This window comes from Pseudonocardia sp. WMMC193, assembly GCF_021728735.1.
Classification (GTDB): Bacteria; Actinomycetota; Actinomycetes; order Mycobacteriales; family Pseudonocardiaceae; genus Pseudonocardia; species Pseudonocardia oroxyli.
The window spans coordinates 3372748-3387813 of the sequence record NZ_JAKKDO010000003.1 but is presented as its reverse complement, the minus strand read 5'-3'; the positions used below and the strand labels follow the sequence as shown (position 1 = coordinate 3387813).

Below are 15066 nucleotides of genomic sequence, written 5' to 3'. Positions count from 1 at the left end.
GCGGCGGTAGGGTGCGCGGGTGGGAACGATCGTGTCCTTTCATGCCCATCCCGACGACGAGTCGATCGGCACCGCCGGCACGCTCGCGAAGGCCGCCGCGGCGGGCCACCGGGTGGTGCTCGTCTTCGCCACCCGCGGTGAGCTGGGCGAACCCGTGCCGGGGGTGCTGGCCGAGGGCGAGCAGCTCTCCGTGCGGCGCTCGTACGAGTGCTACGAGTCGGCGAAGGTCATCGGCGCCGCGCGCGTGGAGTTCCTCGGCTACACCGATTCCGGGATGATGGGCGAGCCTTCGAACGAGGCGCCGTTCTGTTTCTGGCAGGCGTCGGTCGAGCACGCGGCGAAGCGGCTGGCGATCATCCTCGACGAGGAGGAGCCGGACGTCCTCACCGTCTACGACGACAACGGCGGCTACGGCCACCCCGACCACATCCAGGTCCACCGGGTGGGCCTGCGGGCGGCGGAGCTGGCGGCGGTGCCGGTCGTCGCGCAGAACACGATCAACCGGGACTGGATGGTCCGCGGGATGCAGGGCCTGCGGGACTCCGGCGCGACGCCCGAGGGGTGGCAGGCGCCGGACCAGCCGCCCCCGAGCTTCGGCAAGCCCGAGTCCGAGATCACCCACCGGGTCGAGGCCGTGGACTTCACCGAGCAGAAGCGGGCGTCGATGCGCTGTCACGCCAGCCAGATGGGCCCCGACCACTTCATGCTGGCCATGCCGGACCCGGTGTTCGCGATCGGCTTCGGCACGGAGTTCTACATCGTCACCGGGGCCGAGAGCATGCCGTCGGAGCTGTTCACGGACCTGTTCCTCCCGCTGCGCTGAGCCGGGCCCGCGGCGCTGTGACGCACGATCGGGCGCCCCGGGGTTGGGCGTTCTACCCTTCGTAGAGCACAATGCCGGTGCGCGCCGTCCCGATCACCTCGGAGCAGCGAGCGGGAGATAGAGTTCGGGCCTGCCCCACCACGAGGTCCAGTGCAGGAGGCACAGTGACAGCCGTCGCGCCCAAGCCGATCGAGACGCGCCCGTATCCGGCGCATCGACCGGGCAAGGGTTCCACGTTCCTGAAGATGCTCAGGACGACGGACCCCAAGGACATCGCGATCCTGTACCTGGTCACGTCGTTCGCCTTCTTCATGGTGGGCGGCGCCATGGCGCTGCTGATCCGCGCCGAGCTGGCGCGCCCGGGGCAGCAGATCCTCAGCTCCGAGCAGTACAACCAGATGTTCACCATGCACGGCACGATCATGCTGCTGCTGTACGCGACGCCGATCCTGTTCGGCTTCGCGAACTACATCGTGCCGCTGCAGATCGGCGCGCCGGACGTGGCGTTCCCCCGGCTGAACGCCTTCTCCTACTGGCTGTTCCTGTTCGGCGGCCTCACCGTGCTGTCCGGCTTCCTCACCCCCGGCGGCGCCGCGGACTTTGGGTGGTTCGCCTACACCCCGCTGTCCGACGCGATCCGCTCGCCCGGAGCGGGTGCGGACCTGTGGATCATGGGCCTGGCGGTCAGTGGTCTGGGCACCATCCTCGGTGGCGTCAACTTCGTGACCACGATCGTCTGCATGCGCGCCCCCGGCATGACGATGTTCCGGATGCCGATCTTCACCTGGAACATCTTCATCACCGCGCTGCTGATCCTGATCGCGTTCCCGGTGCTCACCGCGGCCCTGTTCGGCCTCGCGGCGGACCGCCACCTCGGCGCCCACGTGTTCGACCCGGCCAACGGCGGGGTCATCCTCTGGCAGCACCTCTTCTGGTTCTTCGGCCATCCCGAGGTGTACATCGTCGCCTTGCCCTTCTTCGGCATCGTGTCCGAGATCTTCCCGGTGTTCAGCCGCAAGCCCGTCTTCGGCTACAAGACGCTGATCTACGCCACGATCGCCATCGCGGCCCTGTCCGTCGCCGTGTGGGCGCACCACATGTACGCGACCGGCGCCGTCCTGCTGGCGTTCTTCTCCTTCACCACGTTCCTCATCGCGATCCCGACGGGCGTCAAGTTCGTCAACTGGATCGGCACGATGTGGAAGGGCAAGCTCACGTTCGAGACGCCGATGCTGTTCTCCGTCGGCTTCCTCGCCACGTTCCTCTTCGGCGGTCTGACGGGCGTGCTGCTGGCCTCGCCGCCGATCGACTTCCACGTGTCCGACACGTACTTCGTGGTGGCGCACTTCCACTACGTCCTCTTCGGCACCATCGTGTTCGCCACCTACGCGGGCATCTACTTCTGGTTCCCGAAGATGACCGGCCGGATGCTCGACGAGACGCTGGGCAAGTTCCACTTCTGGACCACGTTCATCGGCTTCCACACCACGTTCCTGGTGCAGCACTGGCTGGGCAACGAGGGCATGCCGCGTCGCTACGTGGACTACCTGCCCTCCGACGGGTTCACCACCCTGAACATGATCAGCTCGATCGGCGCGTTCATCCTGGGCGCCTCGACCCTGCCGTTCATCTGGAACGTGTTCCGCAGCTACCGCTACGGCCGCGTGGTCACCGTGGACGACCCGTGGGGCTACGGCAACTCCCTGGAGTGGGCCACGAGCTGCCCGCCGCCGCGGCACAACTTCACCGAGCTGCCCCGGATCCGTTCGGAGCGCCCGGCGTTCGAGCTGCACTACCCGCACATGGTGGAGCGCTTCCGGGCCGAGGCCCACGTCGGGCACGCGGCGGACCCGGGCGAGAAGATCACGCAGTCGATCGCCCCGGAGTCGCAGCCCAACGGCGACCCCAAGTCGCGCTAGTCGGTTGCGTTCGTCCGTACTGGTCACCGTCACGGGGCCGGACCGCCCCGGGGTGAGCTCGGTGTTGTTCACCGTGCTCACCCGGCACGCGGTCGAGCTGGTGGACGTGGAGCAGGTCGTGATCCGGGGGATGCTCACCCTGGGCGCGCTGGTCGAGGTCGAGGGTGACCCGGAGGAGCTGCAGGAGGCCGTCGAGGCCGCCATGCACTCCATCGGGATGCAGGTCGAGACCTCGCTCGGCGGCGACCGCGGCGTGCGCAGGCACGCCACCCACGCCGTCGTCGTGTTGGGGCGGCCGATCACGGCACGGGCGTTCGGCATGGTGGCGCAGGCGCTGGCGGACGTCGGGGCGAACATCGACTCGATCAAGCGGGTCGCGGACTACCCGGTGACCGGCCTGGAGCTAGAGGTCTCGCCGAACCCGGACGACCCGGCCCAGCCGCACGGCACGCTGCGCGCCAAGCTGGTCGAGGTCGCCCGGGAGGCGGGCGTGGACGTCGCGGTGGAGCGGGTCGGGCTGGCCCGGCGCTCCAAACGGCTCATCACGTTCGACGTCGACTCCACCCTCGTCCAGGGCGAGGTCATCGAGATGCTGGCGGCCCACGCCGGCGTCGAGGAGCAGGTCCGCGCGATCACCGAGGCGGCCATGCGGGGCGAGCTGGACTTCGCGGAGTCGCTGACGGCCCGGGTCGCCACCCTGGAGGGTCTGCCGGAGTCGGTCGTCGCGGACGTCGCGGCCGACCTGGAACTCATGCCCGGCGCCCGCACCACGATCCGCACCCTCAAACGCCTCGGCTTCCGCTGCGGGGTGGTGTCCGGCGGGTTCACGCAGGTCATCGCCGGGCTGGTGGAGGAGCTCGGCCTCGACTTCTGCGCGGCCAACACCCTGGAGATCGTCGACGGGCGGCTCACCGGCCGGGTCGTCGGGGAGATCGTGGACCGGCCCGGCAAGGCCGTGGCGCTGCGCCGGTTCGCCGCCCAGCACGGGGTGCCGATCGAACAGACCGTCGCGGTCGGGGACGGCGCCAACGACATCGACATGCTCTCCGCCGCGGGTCTGGGCATCGCGTTCAACGCCAAGCCCGCGCTGCGCGAGATCGCCGACACCGCGGTGAACCTGCCCTACCTGGACGTGGTGCTGTTCGTCCTGGGCATCACCCGCGACGAGGTGGAGTCCGCGGACGCGGCCGAAGGCGTGCTCCGCCGCGTCCCGATCGCGTGAGCGCACCGTCGCCCGAGGAGGGCGCCGGCGAGCGCCGGCCGTCGATCCTCGAGACCCTGGCGGCGCGCTACGGCCGCGCGCCGGTGGACATCCCGCCGGAGGCGGACGGGGTGGTGCGGGCGATGCCCGTGATCCTGCGGATCGAGCGGGACCCGCTGCCCGGGCGCACCGCGTTGTTGGAGGCCGCGGCGCAGGCCGCGCTCGCCGTGTGCGTGGAGCCCGAGCCGGAGTGGGAGGAGCCGCTGCGGCGCTGGGTGGACGGCCGGATCCGCAAGATCGCCCGGCGGGCCCGCGGCGCGCACTGGGCGGCGGTGCAGGAACTCCCCGGCGTCACCGTGGAGGTCGACGGCGCGCAGGCCCGCGCCCTGCTGCCCGGACCGGTCGACGACGTCCCCAAGATCGTGTCGAGGCTGCAGATCGGCGGCACCGAGCTGCCCCCGGACGACCCCGGTCCCGCCGGTAGCCCGATCATCGTGCTGAACCCCGCGGTCGACATGACGCTCGGGAAGGCGGCGGCCCAGGTCGGGCACGCGTCGATGATCCTCGCCGCGGTGCGCGGCTGGACCACGGCGCCGCGGTTCCACGTCCGCCGCGACCCGGCCCTGTGGGCGGAGGCGGCGGGGACCGGCGTCGAGGTGCGGGACGCGGGCTTCACCGAGGTGGACCCGGGCACCGTCACCTGCCGCGCGTGGTGACGCCCCCTGACGCCTAGGCGTCGCGGAGGCGGGTGAGCGCGCCGCGGACCGTGGCCTGGTCGGTGGTCTGCCAGAACGGGGGGAGGCTGGCCCGCAGGAACCCGCCGTAGCGCGCGGTGGCGATCCGCGGGTCGAGGATGGCGACCACACCCCGGTCGTCGTTGCCGCGCAGCAGCCGGCCCGCGCCCTGGGCCAGCAGCAGGGCGGCGTGGGTGGCCGAGACGGTGAGGAACCCGTTGCCGCCGCGGGAGTCCGCCGCCTTCTGCCGGGCGGCGACCAGGGGATCGTCCGGGCGGGGGAAGGGGATCCGGTCGATGATCACGCAGCTCAGCGACGGCCCGGGCACGTCCACGCCCTGCCACAGCGACAGCGTGCCGAACAGGCAGGTCGGCTCGTCCTCGGCGAACCGCTTGACCAACAGCATGGTCGCGTCGTCCCCCTGGCAGAGCAGCGGCACGTCCAACCTGCCGCGCAGCGCCTCGGTGGCCTGCTTGGCGGCGCGCATCGAGGAGAACAGGCCCAGCGTGCGCCCGCCCGCGGCCTCGACCAGGCCCGCGATCTCGTCCAGGTAGGCCGGGGCCAGCCCGTCCCGCCCCGGCGGCGGGAGGTGCTTGGCGACGTAGAGGATGCCGCTGCGGCCGTGCGCGAACGGCGACCCGACGTCCAGGCCCTTCCAGCGCGGCGCGTCGGGATCGCGGACCGGGTCGTCGGAGTCGCCCCCGGAGGGTGGGAGGCCCCACTGCCGGGCCAGCGCGTCGAACGAGCCGCCCAGGGCCAGGGTGGCGCTGGTCAGCACCGTGGTGCGCTGCCCGAAGAGCCGCTCGCGCAGCAGCCCGCCGACCGACAGCGGGGCCACCCGCAGGACCTTGTGCCGCGACCCGTCCGGGCCCTGCTCGGCCAGCCACACGACGTCGTAGCGCTTGGCGGGATCGGCCTCCTCGAACGTCTTGAGCACCCGCACGACGTTCTCGGACACCTCGTCCAGCAACGCCAGCGCGAGCTTGCGCCCGGTCGCGGCCTCGGGATCCTCCTTGCGCTCGGAACCCAGGGCCTGGCGGCACATGCCCGCGGCGTCCCGGATGACGGTCAGCGCCCCCGTCGCGGCCTGCGGGATCGACTCCCACCGGCCGGGCGGCAGGTCCTCGAGGACCGTCCCGAGGCCCTCGCCCGCCTCGGCCAGCCGGTCGGCGAGCGCGTCCTCGACGAGCTTGCCGCAGCGGCGGGCCGCCGCGGTGACCGTGCCCGCGGTGAGCTCGCCGGTGGCGGCGCCGGTGACCCGGTCGACGAGCTCGTGCGCCTCGTCGATCACCACCACGTCGTGCTCCGGGAGGACGTTCGCGTCTCCCATCGCGTCGATCGCCAGCAGCGCGTGGTTGGTGACGACGACGTCCGCCCGGCCCGCCTCGGCCCGCGCCTTCTCCGCGAAGCAGTCCTCCCCGACGGGACAGCGCGACACCCCGAGGCACTCCCGCGCGGTGACCGACACCTGCCGCCACGCGCTGTCCGGCACGCCCGGGACCAGCTCGTCCCGGTCCCCGGTCTCGGTGTCGCTCGCCCAGTCGTGCAGGCGCTTGACGTTGCGCCCCATGGCCGAGATGGCGAACGCGTCGAACAGCTGGTCGTCCTCCGGCTCCGCCGTGTCGTCACCGTGCAGCTTGTTGAGGCACAGGTAGTTCCGGCGGCCCTTGAGAATCGCGAACGTGGGCTCGCGGCCGAGGGAGGCCTTGAGCGCCTTGGCCACCCGCGGCAGGTCCCGGTCGACGAGCTGGCGCTGCAGGGCGATCGTGGCCGTGGAGATCACGACGGTGGTGTCCCGGGCCATCGCGTGCCGGATCGCCGGGACCAGGTAGGCGAGCGACTTCCCGGTGCCCGTGCCCGCCTGCACGGCCAGGTGCTCACCGCTGGACAGCGCCTTGCGGACGGCCTGCGCCATGGCGTCCTGCCCCTCGCGGCGGGTCCCCCCGACGGCGGTGACCGCGACCTCGAGCAGCTCGGCGACGCCGGGGAGGTCCGCGGACTTCACGGGGGCGGTGGGCACCGGCCGACGATAGCCGCCCGGTCCGACGGATTCGGCGGAACGGGGGGATCCGGTGGCGCGCGCCGCGGCTCACACGTGATCTCGGTCGGGTCGGTGCAGCTCAGCGTGGGGGACAGGGCACCATGGCCGGGTGACGTCCACGCAGACCCCACCCGCGCCGCTCCCCGTCGTGCTGGAGGTGGCGCCGCGCTACAGCGACCTGGACCCGAGTCGTCGGGTGGGCCGGGAGGCCCTCGTGCGCTGGTTCGAGGACGCCCGCATCACCTCCCTGCGCCCCGTGCTGCCGCTCGGCACGCCGGGCGTGGGCACGCTCGTCGTCTCGGTGCAGCTGGACGTGCTCGCGCCGCTGCGGATCGGCGACGACTACCGGGTCGGCTACGCGGTCACGAAGATCGGGCGCTCGTCCTTCACCAGCGCCTACACGGTCCACACCGGTGACGAGCTGGTCGCCACGGGCTCCGCGACCTGCGTCTACAGCGAGGGGCACGCCCCGGCCGCGCTGCCCGCGAGCGCCCGCGCGGCGCTCGCGGAGCAGGTGGTCGAGGGGCTCGCGCCGAGCCGCGTCACCTACCCCGAGTCGCGGCTCGTGCGGGAGAACTACCCGTTCCGCTACGACGTCCGGACCCGGTTCGGGGACCTGGACACGAACCGGCACGTCAACAACGTCGCGCTCGCGGGCTGGTACCTCGACGGGCTGGCCGAGCTGCACACCGACGTCCTCGGTTACCCGGAGGGCGGCCCCCTCGACGGGCTGGCCCCCAGCTCGCTGCACGTCGAGTACCTCGACGAGGTCCGCTTCCCGGGCATCTACCAGCTCCGGGTGGGCATCCGGGAGCTCGCGGACGGCGCCGTCTCCTACGAGTGCGCCCTGTTCGACGGCCCGAGGTGCCTCGGCCTGGCGGACGCCGCGGGCACGGTCCGCACCGACGAGGTGGACCTGACCGCCGCCTTCGAGGCGTTCCGGATGCGGGGCTAGTAGGGCCCCGCCGCCAGCCGCAGCACCTCGGCGAGCCCGCTCTCCCGGGCCCCGGAGTCGGCGAGATCGTCCGTCGCGATCCGTAGCGCGGCGTTGACGACGGCCGCCCGGGTCCGGGCCTCGAGCGAGTCCTCGGCCAGGCCGAGGCGGCGGGCGAACACCTCGGTGAGCGTCGCCTCGGCGCTCTCCTGCAACAGCAGCCACACCGCCCGCAGCGCGCGTTCCTCCCGCGTCATCCGGACGACGGCGAGCACGTCCTCCCGCTCCGGCCCGGTGCCCCGGTACTCGGCCCGCAGGTGCTCCACCAGCCCGCGATCGGCGGGCCAGGCCCGCAGCACCTCCTGGAACTCCTCCAGGGCGCTGCGCAGCAACGGCTCCACGCACGCCTCCTTGCTGCGGAACAGCCGCCACACCGTCCGCTCGGACACCCCCGCCGCGTGGGCGATCTGCGCCCCGGAGGTCGCGGCGAGCCCCTGCACGCGGAACAGGGCGACGGCGTGCCGGGAGATCTCCAGCCGCTGCCGGTCCCGCTGGGCGTCGCTCAGCGGCGGCCTGCCCCGTCTCCCCGGGGTGGGTGTGTCCCACACGTCCGTCATGTCCGGACACTACCGGGCGCTTTAAGTGGCAGCTACTGCCAATAATGTCTACCGTGCGAGGGGACCGGCCCGGAAGGAGACTCGTGACCACCACCGAAGACCGTCGACTCCCGTTCACCCGTCCGAACATCCTGGAGCTCGCCCCGCTCTACGACGTCCTGCGCCGCGAGGCCCCCGTCGTCGCCGTCACCACGCCCGCGGGTGATCCCGCATGGCTGGTCACCCGGTTCGACGAGGTCAAGCAGCTGTTGGGGGACAAGCGGTTCGGCCGCTCGCACCCCGCGCCGGAGCAGGCGTCGAAGATCAATCGGGCCGCGGTGCTCGAAGGTCCCTCCGGCAACTACGAGACCGAGGCGGCCGACCACAGCCGGATGCGCAGGCTGCTCACGCCCGCCTTCTCCGCCAAGCGGATGAACCGGCTGAGCGGGGACGTCCAGGCCCTCGTCGACCGCTGCGTCGACCGGATGGTCGCGGCGCACGACACCGATCCCGTCGTGGATCTGCACGCACTGCTGGCGCTCCCGATGCCGATCGGGGTGATCTGCGCGCTGCTCGGCGTGCCCGAGGAGGACGCCCCGCTCTTCCGCGATCTCTCGGACCGGATGGGCACGGCGTCCGGTGCGGACGCGCACGCCGCGCGGGAGCAGTTCGGTCGGTACGTCGCGCGCCTCGCCGAGGCGAAGCGGGCGAACCCCGGGCAGGACGTGATCTCCGACCTGGTCGCCGCGCAGGCCGCGGACGAGACGTTCGGCTACGCCGAGATGACCAGGCTGGCGGTGGGCCTGATCTTCGCGGGGCACGAGACCACGGTGAACCGGATCGGGCTCGGCGTGCTGTTCCTGATGACCCGGCGACAGCACTGGGACGACCTCGTCGCGGACCCCTCCCGGGTCAACGCGACCGTCGAGGAGATCATGCGGCTCGGCGCCCCCGGTGACCTGGGGCTGCTGCGGTACGCGCACGAGGACGTCTCGGTCGCGGGCGTCGACATCGCCCGCGGCGACGCCCTGGTCCTGTCGATCAACGCCGCCAACCGGGACCCCGGCGAGTACGGGGCCGCCGAGGAGTTCGACCCCGACCGCCCCGAGCGCGCCCACCTGGGCTTCGGGCACGGCGCGCACTTCTGCATCGGGGCGAGCCTGGCCCGCGTCGAGCTGCGCACCGTGTTCGCGACCCTGGCCCGGCGGCTGCCGGACCTGCGGCTGGCGGCGGAGCTCGACGAGCTCGACGTCCGGACCGGACACATCACCGGCGGCGTGACCACGCTGCCCGTCACCTGGTGAGGAGAGGCATGCACATCGAGGCGGACCAGAACAAGTGCGTCGGCGCGGGCCAGTGCGTGATGGCCGCGCCGGAGCTGTTCGACCAGCGGGACTCCGACGGCATCGTGGAGGTGCTGGTGCCCGACCCCGCGGACTCCCAGGCCGCGCAGGCCCGGGAGGCGGAGCTGACCTGCCCGGCGGCCGCGATCACCGTCACGGCCACGTAGTCGGGCGGTCAGCGGGCGGCGCGGTGGTAGACCAGGCCGCCCATGCCGCTCCGCACGTGCCCGAGGGTGGTGACGTCGGTGAAGCCCGCCTCCGTGAGCAGGGCGGTCACGGAGGCGGCGGTGCCGTGGGTCGGCCCCGGGGCGTGTCCGTGACCGTGTCCCCCGTGCTCCTGGCCGCGCTGACGGGGGGCGGTCACGCGGTGCAGCAGGCCGAACGCGGCGCGCAGGGGGCGCAGCGCCGCGGACCACTCGGGGCGGTCCGCGTCGGTGTCGACCAGGTGCAGGCTGCCGCCGGGGGCGAGGACGCGCCGCACCTCGTGCAGGGTCGCGAGTGTCGCGTCCTCGGGGAGATGGTGGAGCATCAGCGACGACACCACCCGGTCCACGCTGCCGTCGCCCGCGGGCAGGTGCTGGGCGTAGCCCTGCTCGAACCGCGCCCCGAGACCCCGCGCGGCGGCCTTGCGGCGGGCCACCGCGATCGCGTCCCCGTCCGGGTCGACGCCCGTGACCCGCGCGGACGGGACCGCCTCGGCGGCGCGCAGGGCCACCTCGCCGGTGCCGCACCCGATGTCCAGCACGGTCGCGCCCGGCGCGATCGCCGCCTGCGCCACGAGCCGCCAGTAGCGCGGGCCCATCCCGGCGAGCCGCGCGAACCGGTCGTAGGAGGGGACGAGGGCGGGCAGGAAGTGTGGACGAACTTCGGTCATGCCGTCTAGCCTCGTGATCCGCTGATCTGCGGACAAGGGATGATCTGTGGCGCTGGGTGGACGTTCTTCGGGTGTGCCGCTGCTGCAGTACGGCGACCTCTCCTCGACGCCGGTCACCGTGCTGCGGGGGCCGGGCGGTGGTCGGCCCCGGGCGGGCGCCCACGCGCACGACTTCCTGTCGCTGTTCTACGTGGCGGAGGGGACCGTGCACCGCCGCGTCGACGACCGGGACTGGGAGCTGGCGGCGGGGGACGCGTTCGTCGTGTCGCCCGGCGCCGTGGTCGGGGCGGGCACACCGCGGGGGGAGGCGGACGTCTGGAGCCTGTTCTTCCCCGCGGTCGCCGTGGACCCGACGGCCGCGGCGTCGCTCGTGTCGTGGCGTGGGCACCCCCTGCTGGCGCCGTTCGTCGGCGAGCACCGCGGTGGGGCACAACGGCTCCGGGTGCCCGAGGCGGACCGGGCCGGGTGGTCGCGCACCCTGGCCGAGCTCGCCGAGGAGCTCACCGCCCGGCGGGACGGCCACGCCGAGGCCGCCCGCGCCCACCTCACCCTGCTGCTGGTGCGGCTGGGCAGGCTCGGCGTGGACGGCCGCGAGCAGGTCGACCCCCTCGTGGCGCGGGTGTTCGCGGCCATCGAGGAGCGGTTCGCGGAGCCGATCTCGCTGCGGGACGTCGCCGCGGCCGTCGGGCTCACCCCCGGCCACGTGACGACCGCGGTCGGTCGGGCGACCGGCCGCACGGTGCAGCAGTGGATCACCGAGCGTCGGATGCGCGAGGCGCGGCGGCTGCTGGTGGACACGGCCGCGACGGTCGAGGAGGTGGCGCGCCGCGTCGGCTACCGCGACCCGGGCTACTTCCGACGCCGCTTCCGGGCCGTCCACGGGATGAGCCCCGCCGCGTGGCGGTCGTGAGACCGTCCCGGTCTGCGAGGTGCTTAACGCAGCCGTAACCTGACCGCCCATGGCGAGCGCGTGGCGGCGGACGAAGTCCGTCGAACAGTCCATCCAGGACACCGACGAACCGGACACCAGGCTCCGCAAGGACCTCGGGACCTGGGACCTCATCGTCTTCGGGGTCGCCGTCGTGGTCGGCGCGGGCATCTTCACCCTCGCCGCCAGCACGGCCGGGGACCGGGCCGGGCCCTCGGTCTCGCTCGCGTTCGTCCTCGCCGCGATCGCCTGCGGCCTCGCCGCGCTCTGCTACGCGGAGTTCGCCTCGACCGTGCCGGTGGCGGGCAGCGCCTACACGTTCTCCTACGCCACCTTCGGCGAGTTCGTCGCCTGGATCATCGGCTGGGACCTGGTCCTCGAGTTCGCGGTCGGCGCCTCGGTCGTCAGCAAGGGCTGGTCGCAGTACCTCGCCCAGGTGCTCGCGCTCGTCGGGCTCGACGTGCCGACGTCGGTCCCGCTCGGTGACTTCTTCACCTTCGACTGGGGTGCCCTGCTGCTGGTCGCGATCCTCGGCACCCTGCTCGCCGTCGGGACCAAGCTCTCCAGCCGGGTCAGCATGGTGCTGACGATCCTCAAGGTCGCCATCGTGCTGCTCGTGGTGGTCGTGGGCATCGGCTACGTCAAGGCGCAGAACTACACCCCGTTCATCCCGCCCGCGACCGACGGCGGCGGCGGGGACGGCGGGCTGAAGCAGTCCCTGCTGTCGCTGTTCGGCGGCGAGGGCAGCAGCACCTTCGGCATCTACGGGCTGCTCGCGGCGGCCTCGCTGGTCTTCTTCGCCTTCATCGGGTTCGACGTCGTCGCGACGACCGCGGAGGAGACGCGCGACCCGCAGAAGTCCCTCCCGCGCGGCATCCTCGGCTCGCTCGCGATCGTCACCGTGCTGTACGTGGCCGTCTCGCTGGTCCTCACGGGCATGGTCAGCTACACGCAGCTCGGCGAGCGGCCCGACGGCACCCGCGCCACCCTGGCCACCGCGTTCACCGAGCTCGGCGTCACGTGGGCGGCGGCCGTCATCGCCGTCGGGGCCCTGCTCGGCCTGACGACGGTCGTCATGGTGCTCCTGCTCGGCCAGATCCGCGTGCTGTTCGCCATGTCCCGCGACGGCCTGCTGCCCACCGCCCTGGCCCGGACCGGCCGCAACGGCACGCCGGTGCGCGCGACGCTGATCGTCGGGCTGCTGGTCGCGGTGACCGCCACCTTCTTCCCGGCCTCCGAGCTGGAGGAGATGGTCAACATCGGCACCCTGTTCGCGTTCGTCCTGGTGTCGGTGGGGGTGGTGATCCTGCGCCGGACCCGCCCGGACCTGCCGCGCGCCTTCCGCACCCCGCTGGTCCCGCTGGTGCCGATCCTGTCCGTGCTGGCCTGCGTGTGGCTGATGCTCAACCTGACGGTCGAGACCTGGCTGCGCTTCCTGATCTGGATGGTGCTGGGCCTGGTGGTCTATGCGACGTACGGCCGAACGCACTCGCGTCTGGGGCAACGGCAACGCTCCGGCAACACCCCCTAACACGCCGGATCTCCGGGGGAAACGAATCGGACACGCAGCACCGGTTCACTGCTCGCCACCACAGGCACCCGGAAGGACGCACGCGATGGCAGACCTGACCGATCTCGAGAAGCAGTCGCTCGAGGAGATCGCCCACCCGTCCCTGCCCGAGGGCTCGTCGATCTACGGCGGCACGAAGGTGTTCCCGGACTACCAGGCCGAGAACGGTGAGGTGTACTTCACCCTGGTCCACGGCATCGCCCACGAGTCCTCGGTGAGCTTCGTGGCGATCCTGCAGGCCACCCGCGCCCTGCGGAAGGGCTTCGAGTCCGCCGTCTACTTCTACGGCCCCGGCTCGCTCAACGCCCTGGCCACCCGCGGGTTCCCCACCACCGGCAACTCCGCGTTCCCCGGCGAGCACAACATCAACAACAGCCTCAAGACCTTCATCCAGGAGGGCGGCAAGGTCTACTGCTGCCGCTTCGGTCTGTCGCTGCACGGCGCCCGCGAGGAGGACCTCATCGAGGGCGTCATCCCGACCCACCCGCTCGACGTCCAGGACGCGCTGATCCACTACGCCCGCAAGGGCGCGATCATCAACAGCACGTACCAGATCTGAGCGACACCCGCATTGTGGAGCCACAATGACCGTCTGACGGGGTCGGAACGTACATTGTGGCTCCACAATGCGGTCAGGGGAGGTACGCGGTGGTCGGGATGCTGACCGTGGGGGCTGTGGCCGCCGCGTTCGGGCGGGATCTCGAGGCCGGGCTGGCGCGGGTCGCCACGCTGATCGAGCACGGGCGCCGGGCCGGCGTCGGGCTGCTCGTGCTGCCCGACGCCGCGCTCGGCGGCTACCTCACGGACTTCACCGACCCCGATCCCGCGGCCCTGCCCCCCGCGCTGGACCTCGACGGACCCGAGCTGCGGAAGGTCGCGGAGCTGGCCGGGGACATGGTCGTCTGCGTCGGGCTGTGCGAGGCGGGGCCGGAGGGGTCCCGGTTCAACACCGCGGCCTGCGTGCACGGCGACGGACTGCTGGGCGTGCACCGCAAGGTCCACCAGCCCGTCGGCGAGGACCGGGTCTACCGGGCGGGGGACACCTTCGCCGCGTTCGACACCCCCGTCGGGCGGCTCGGCATGCTGGTCGACTACGACAAGACCTTCCCGGAGTCCGCGCGCACCCTCGCGCTCGACGGCGCCGAGGTCATCGCCTGCCTCTCCGCCTGGCCGACGAGCATCACCAACCGGGCCCCCCGGATGGCGGACGACCGCCAGTCCCGCCTCTTCGACCTCTACGACCGCTCCCGCGCCGCCGAGAACCAGGTGGTGCTCGTGTCGGCCAACCAGACCGGGTCCATGGGGCGCATGCGCTTCCTCGGGCAGGCGAAGATCGTGGGGCCGGACGGGGAGGTGCTGGCCCGGACCTGGGCGAAGGCGGGCATCGCGACCGCGGAGCTGGACGTCGGTGCCGCCGTCGGCGCGGCCCGGCGCACGCTCTCGCACCTCACCGAGCGCCGTCCGGACACGTATCGGTGAGCAGCAGCCGCAGGGCCCGCTCGAGCCAGTCCGCGTAGCGGTCCGTGGTCCAGCCGCGGCGGCGGACGAGCAGGTCGTGCACCGCCGGGCTCCCGAGTGTGAACAGCACGTCCGCGGCCTCCTCGACCGGAACGGCCAGCAGGCCGTGCGCCCGCAGGGACTCGGCCATGGTGCGCATGGTCCCTGCCATCATCCGGGCGCCGAGATCGTCGAGCTCGCGCATCTCGCCGTCCGCGCCCGCGGACTCGGCACAGGCGCGCAGGAGGCCCCCGGCGCGGGCGTGCAGTGCGGCGCCCCGTCGGGCGAGGACGGTCAGCAGCCGGTCCGGCTCGGTCAGCGCCTCGCGTACCTCGGGTCGGTCGATCACGGCGACGGGCTCGTCGTCCCCGCCGATCGCGACGTCCAGGGCTCGATGGAAGATCTCGGCCTTCCCGCCCGGGTAGGCGGCGTGCACGGTCCGGACGGCGACCCCCGCCGCCGCCGCGATGTCCTTGACCGTGGTGCTCACGTACCCGCGGTCGGCGAAGAGCTCCGCCGCGGCCTCGCGGATGACCGCGCGGGTGCGTTGCGCGGCCTCGGCGCGCAGGGGCGACCGGTACGGCCGCTTGACGTCCTCGGGCATGC

At 72.7% G+C, this 15066-nt stretch carries 15 protein-coding genes; 11 read left to right on the top strand and 4 right to left on the bottom strand.

All coding sequences use genetic code 11. The features are described 5' to 3' along the window. Nucleotides 1-19 precede the first annotated feature (19 nt). The 4 genes from L3X23_RS17520 (at nucleotide 20) to L3X23_RS17505 (ending at nucleotide 4659) form a co-directional block, all read left to right on the top strand. Nucleotides 20-823: a PIG-L family deacetylase gene (locus L3X23_RS17520; RefSeq protein WP_237193193.1), complete on the top strand. Its 804-nt coding sequence runs from the start codon at nucleotides 20-22 to the stop codon at nucleotides 821-823. 164 nt (nucleotides 824-987) lie between these two features. Next, on the top strand, nucleotides 988-2742 hold the full coding sequence (ctaD, locus tag L3X23_RS17515) for a cytochrome c oxidase subunit I (RefSeq protein ID WP_093089656.1): 1755 nt from the start codon (nucleotides 988-990) through the stop codon (nucleotides 2740-2742). Nucleotides 2743-2746: 4 nt separating this feature from the next. After that, nucleotides 2747-3964: a phosphoserine phosphatase SerB gene (gene serB / locus L3X23_RS17510; RefSeq protein WP_255733965.1), complete on the top strand. Its 1218-nt coding sequence runs from the start codon at nucleotides 2747-2749 to the stop codon at nucleotides 3962-3964. Beyond that, nucleotides 3961-4659: a peptidyl-tRNA hydrolase gene (locus L3X23_RS17505; protein WP_374204864.1), complete on the top strand. Its 699-nt coding sequence runs from the start codon at nucleotides 3961-3963 to the stop codon at nucleotides 4657-4659. Before serB ends, L3X23_RS17505 begins: the two co-directional genes overlap by 4 nt. Nucleotides 4660-4672: 13 nt before the next feature. On the opposite strand, the gene L3X23_RS17500 is transcribed toward L3X23_RS17505, so the two are convergent. After that, nucleotides 4673-6592: an ATP-dependent DNA helicase gene (locus L3X23_RS17500; RefSeq protein WP_237198055.1), complete on the bottom strand. Its 1920-nt coding sequence runs from the start codon at nucleotides 6590-6592 to the stop codon at nucleotides 4673-4675. Between the two features lie 235 nt (nucleotides 6593-6827). Here L3X23_RS17500 and L3X23_RS17495 point away from each other — a divergent pair, with 235 nt between their 5' ends. After that, nucleotides 6828-7673, top strand: coding sequence for a thioesterase family protein (locus L3X23_RS17495; protein WP_237193191.1), 846 nt, complete (start codon nucleotides 6828-6830; stop codon nucleotides 7671-7673). Here L3X23_RS17495 and L3X23_RS17490 read toward each other — a convergent pair. Further along, nucleotides 7670-8269 carry a TetR/AcrR family transcriptional regulator gene (locus L3X23_RS17490; protein ID WP_237193190.1) on the bottom strand — a complete coding sequence of 200 codons (600 nt, stop codon included), beginning with the start codon at nucleotides 8267-8269 and terminating at the stop codon, nucleotides 7670-7672. The genes L3X23_RS17495 and L3X23_RS17490 overlap by 4 nt on opposite strands. Nucleotides 8270-8352: 83 nt before the next feature. Here L3X23_RS17490 and L3X23_RS17485 point away from each other — a divergent pair, with 83 nt between their 5' ends. Next, nucleotides 8353-9552 (top strand): cytochrome P450, encoded by a 1200-nt coding sequence (locus tag L3X23_RS17485; protein ID WP_237193189.1) that lies wholly within the window; start codon nucleotides 8353-8355, stop codon nucleotides 9550-9552. 8 nt (nucleotides 9553-9560) lie between these two features. Continuing rightward, nucleotides 9561-9758 carry a ferredoxin gene (locus L3X23_RS17480; RefSeq protein ID WP_237193188.1) on the top strand — a complete coding sequence of 66 codons (198 nt, stop codon included), beginning with the start codon at nucleotides 9561-9563 and terminating at the stop codon, nucleotides 9756-9758. 8 nt (nucleotides 9759-9766) lie between these two features. On the opposite strand, the gene L3X23_RS17475 is transcribed toward L3X23_RS17480, so the two are convergent. Further along, on the bottom strand, nucleotides 9767-10465 hold the full coding sequence (locus L3X23_RS17475; protein ID WP_237193187.1) for a class I SAM-dependent methyltransferase: 699 nt from the start codon (nucleotides 10463-10465) through the stop codon (nucleotides 9767-9769). Between the two features lie 73 nt (nucleotides 10466-10538). Here L3X23_RS17475 and L3X23_RS17470 point away from each other — a divergent pair, with 73 nt between their 5' ends. From L3X23_RS17470 to L3X23_RS17455, 4 genes are all read left to right on the top strand, one after another. Continuing rightward, nucleotides 10539-11375 carry an AraC family transcriptional regulator gene (locus tag L3X23_RS17470; RefSeq protein ID WP_237193186.1) on the top strand — a complete coding sequence of 279 codons (837 nt, stop codon included), beginning with the start codon at nucleotides 10539-10541 and terminating at the stop codon, nucleotides 11373-11375. 49 nt (nucleotides 11376-11424) lie between these two features. Further along, nucleotides 11425-12924 (top strand): amino acid permease, encoded by a 1500-nt coding sequence (locus L3X23_RS17465; protein ID WP_093089904.1) that lies wholly within the window; start codon nucleotides 11425-11427, stop codon nucleotides 12922-12924. An 85-nt stretch (nucleotides 12925-13009) separates the two neighbouring features. Then, a complete protein-coding gene (locus tag L3X23_RS17460; RefSeq protein ID WP_093076176.1) occupies nucleotides 13010-13522 on the top strand; it encodes an MSMEG_0572/Sll0783 family nitrogen starvation response protein in 513 nt (170 codons plus the stop codon). 98 nt (nucleotides 13523-13620) lie between these two features. Continuing rightward, complete coding sequence (locus L3X23_RS17455; protein ID WP_093082775.1) at nucleotides 13621-14442, top strand: carbon-nitrogen hydrolase family protein; 822 nt, start codon at nucleotides 13621-13623, stop codon at nucleotides 14440-14442. Here L3X23_RS17455 and L3X23_RS35445 read toward each other — a convergent pair. Beyond that, nucleotides 14411-15064 carry a TetR/AcrR family transcriptional regulator gene (locus L3X23_RS35445; RefSeq protein ID WP_255733963.1) on the bottom strand — a complete coding sequence of 218 codons (654 nt, stop codon included), beginning with the start codon at nucleotides 15062-15064 and terminating at the stop codon, nucleotides 14411-14413. The two genes, L3X23_RS17455 and L3X23_RS35445, sit on opposite strands and share 32 nt — an antisense overlap. Nucleotides 15065-15066: the final 2 nt, after the last annotated feature.

Coding starts and splice junctions, on each gene's coding strand:
- L3X23_RS17500 (WP_237198055.1), bottom strand. CDS start 6,592: ATGGCGCAGGCCGTCCGCAAGGCGCTGTCCAGCGGTGAGCACCTGGCC.
- L3X23_RS17490 (WP_237193190.1), bottom strand. CDS start 8,269: ATGACGGACGTGTGGGACACACCCACCCCGGGGAGACGGGGCAGGCCG.
- L3X23_RS17480 (WP_237193188.1), top strand. CDS start 9,561: ATGCACATCGAGGCGGACCAGAACAAGTGCGTCGGCGCGGGCCAGTGC.
- L3X23_RS17475 (WP_237193187.1), bottom strand. CDS start 10,465: ATGACCGAAGTTCGTCCACACTTCCTGCCCGCCCTCGTCCCCTCCTAC.
- L3X23_RS17465 (WP_093089904.1), top strand. CDS start 11,425: ATGGCGAGCGCGTGGCGGCGGACGAAGTCCGTCGAACAGTCCATCCAG.
- L3X23_RS17460 (WP_093076176.1), top strand. CDS start 13,010: ATGGCAGACCTGACCGATCTCGAGAAGCAGTCGCTCGAGGAGATCGCC.
- L3X23_RS17455 (WP_093082775.1), top strand. CDS start 13,621: ATGCTGACCGTGGGGGCTGTGGCCGCCGCGTTCGGGCGGGATCTCGAG.
- L3X23_RS35445 (WP_255733963.1), bottom strand. CDS start 15,064: ATGCCCGAGGACGTCAAGCGGCCGTACCGGTCGCCCCTGCGCGCCGAG.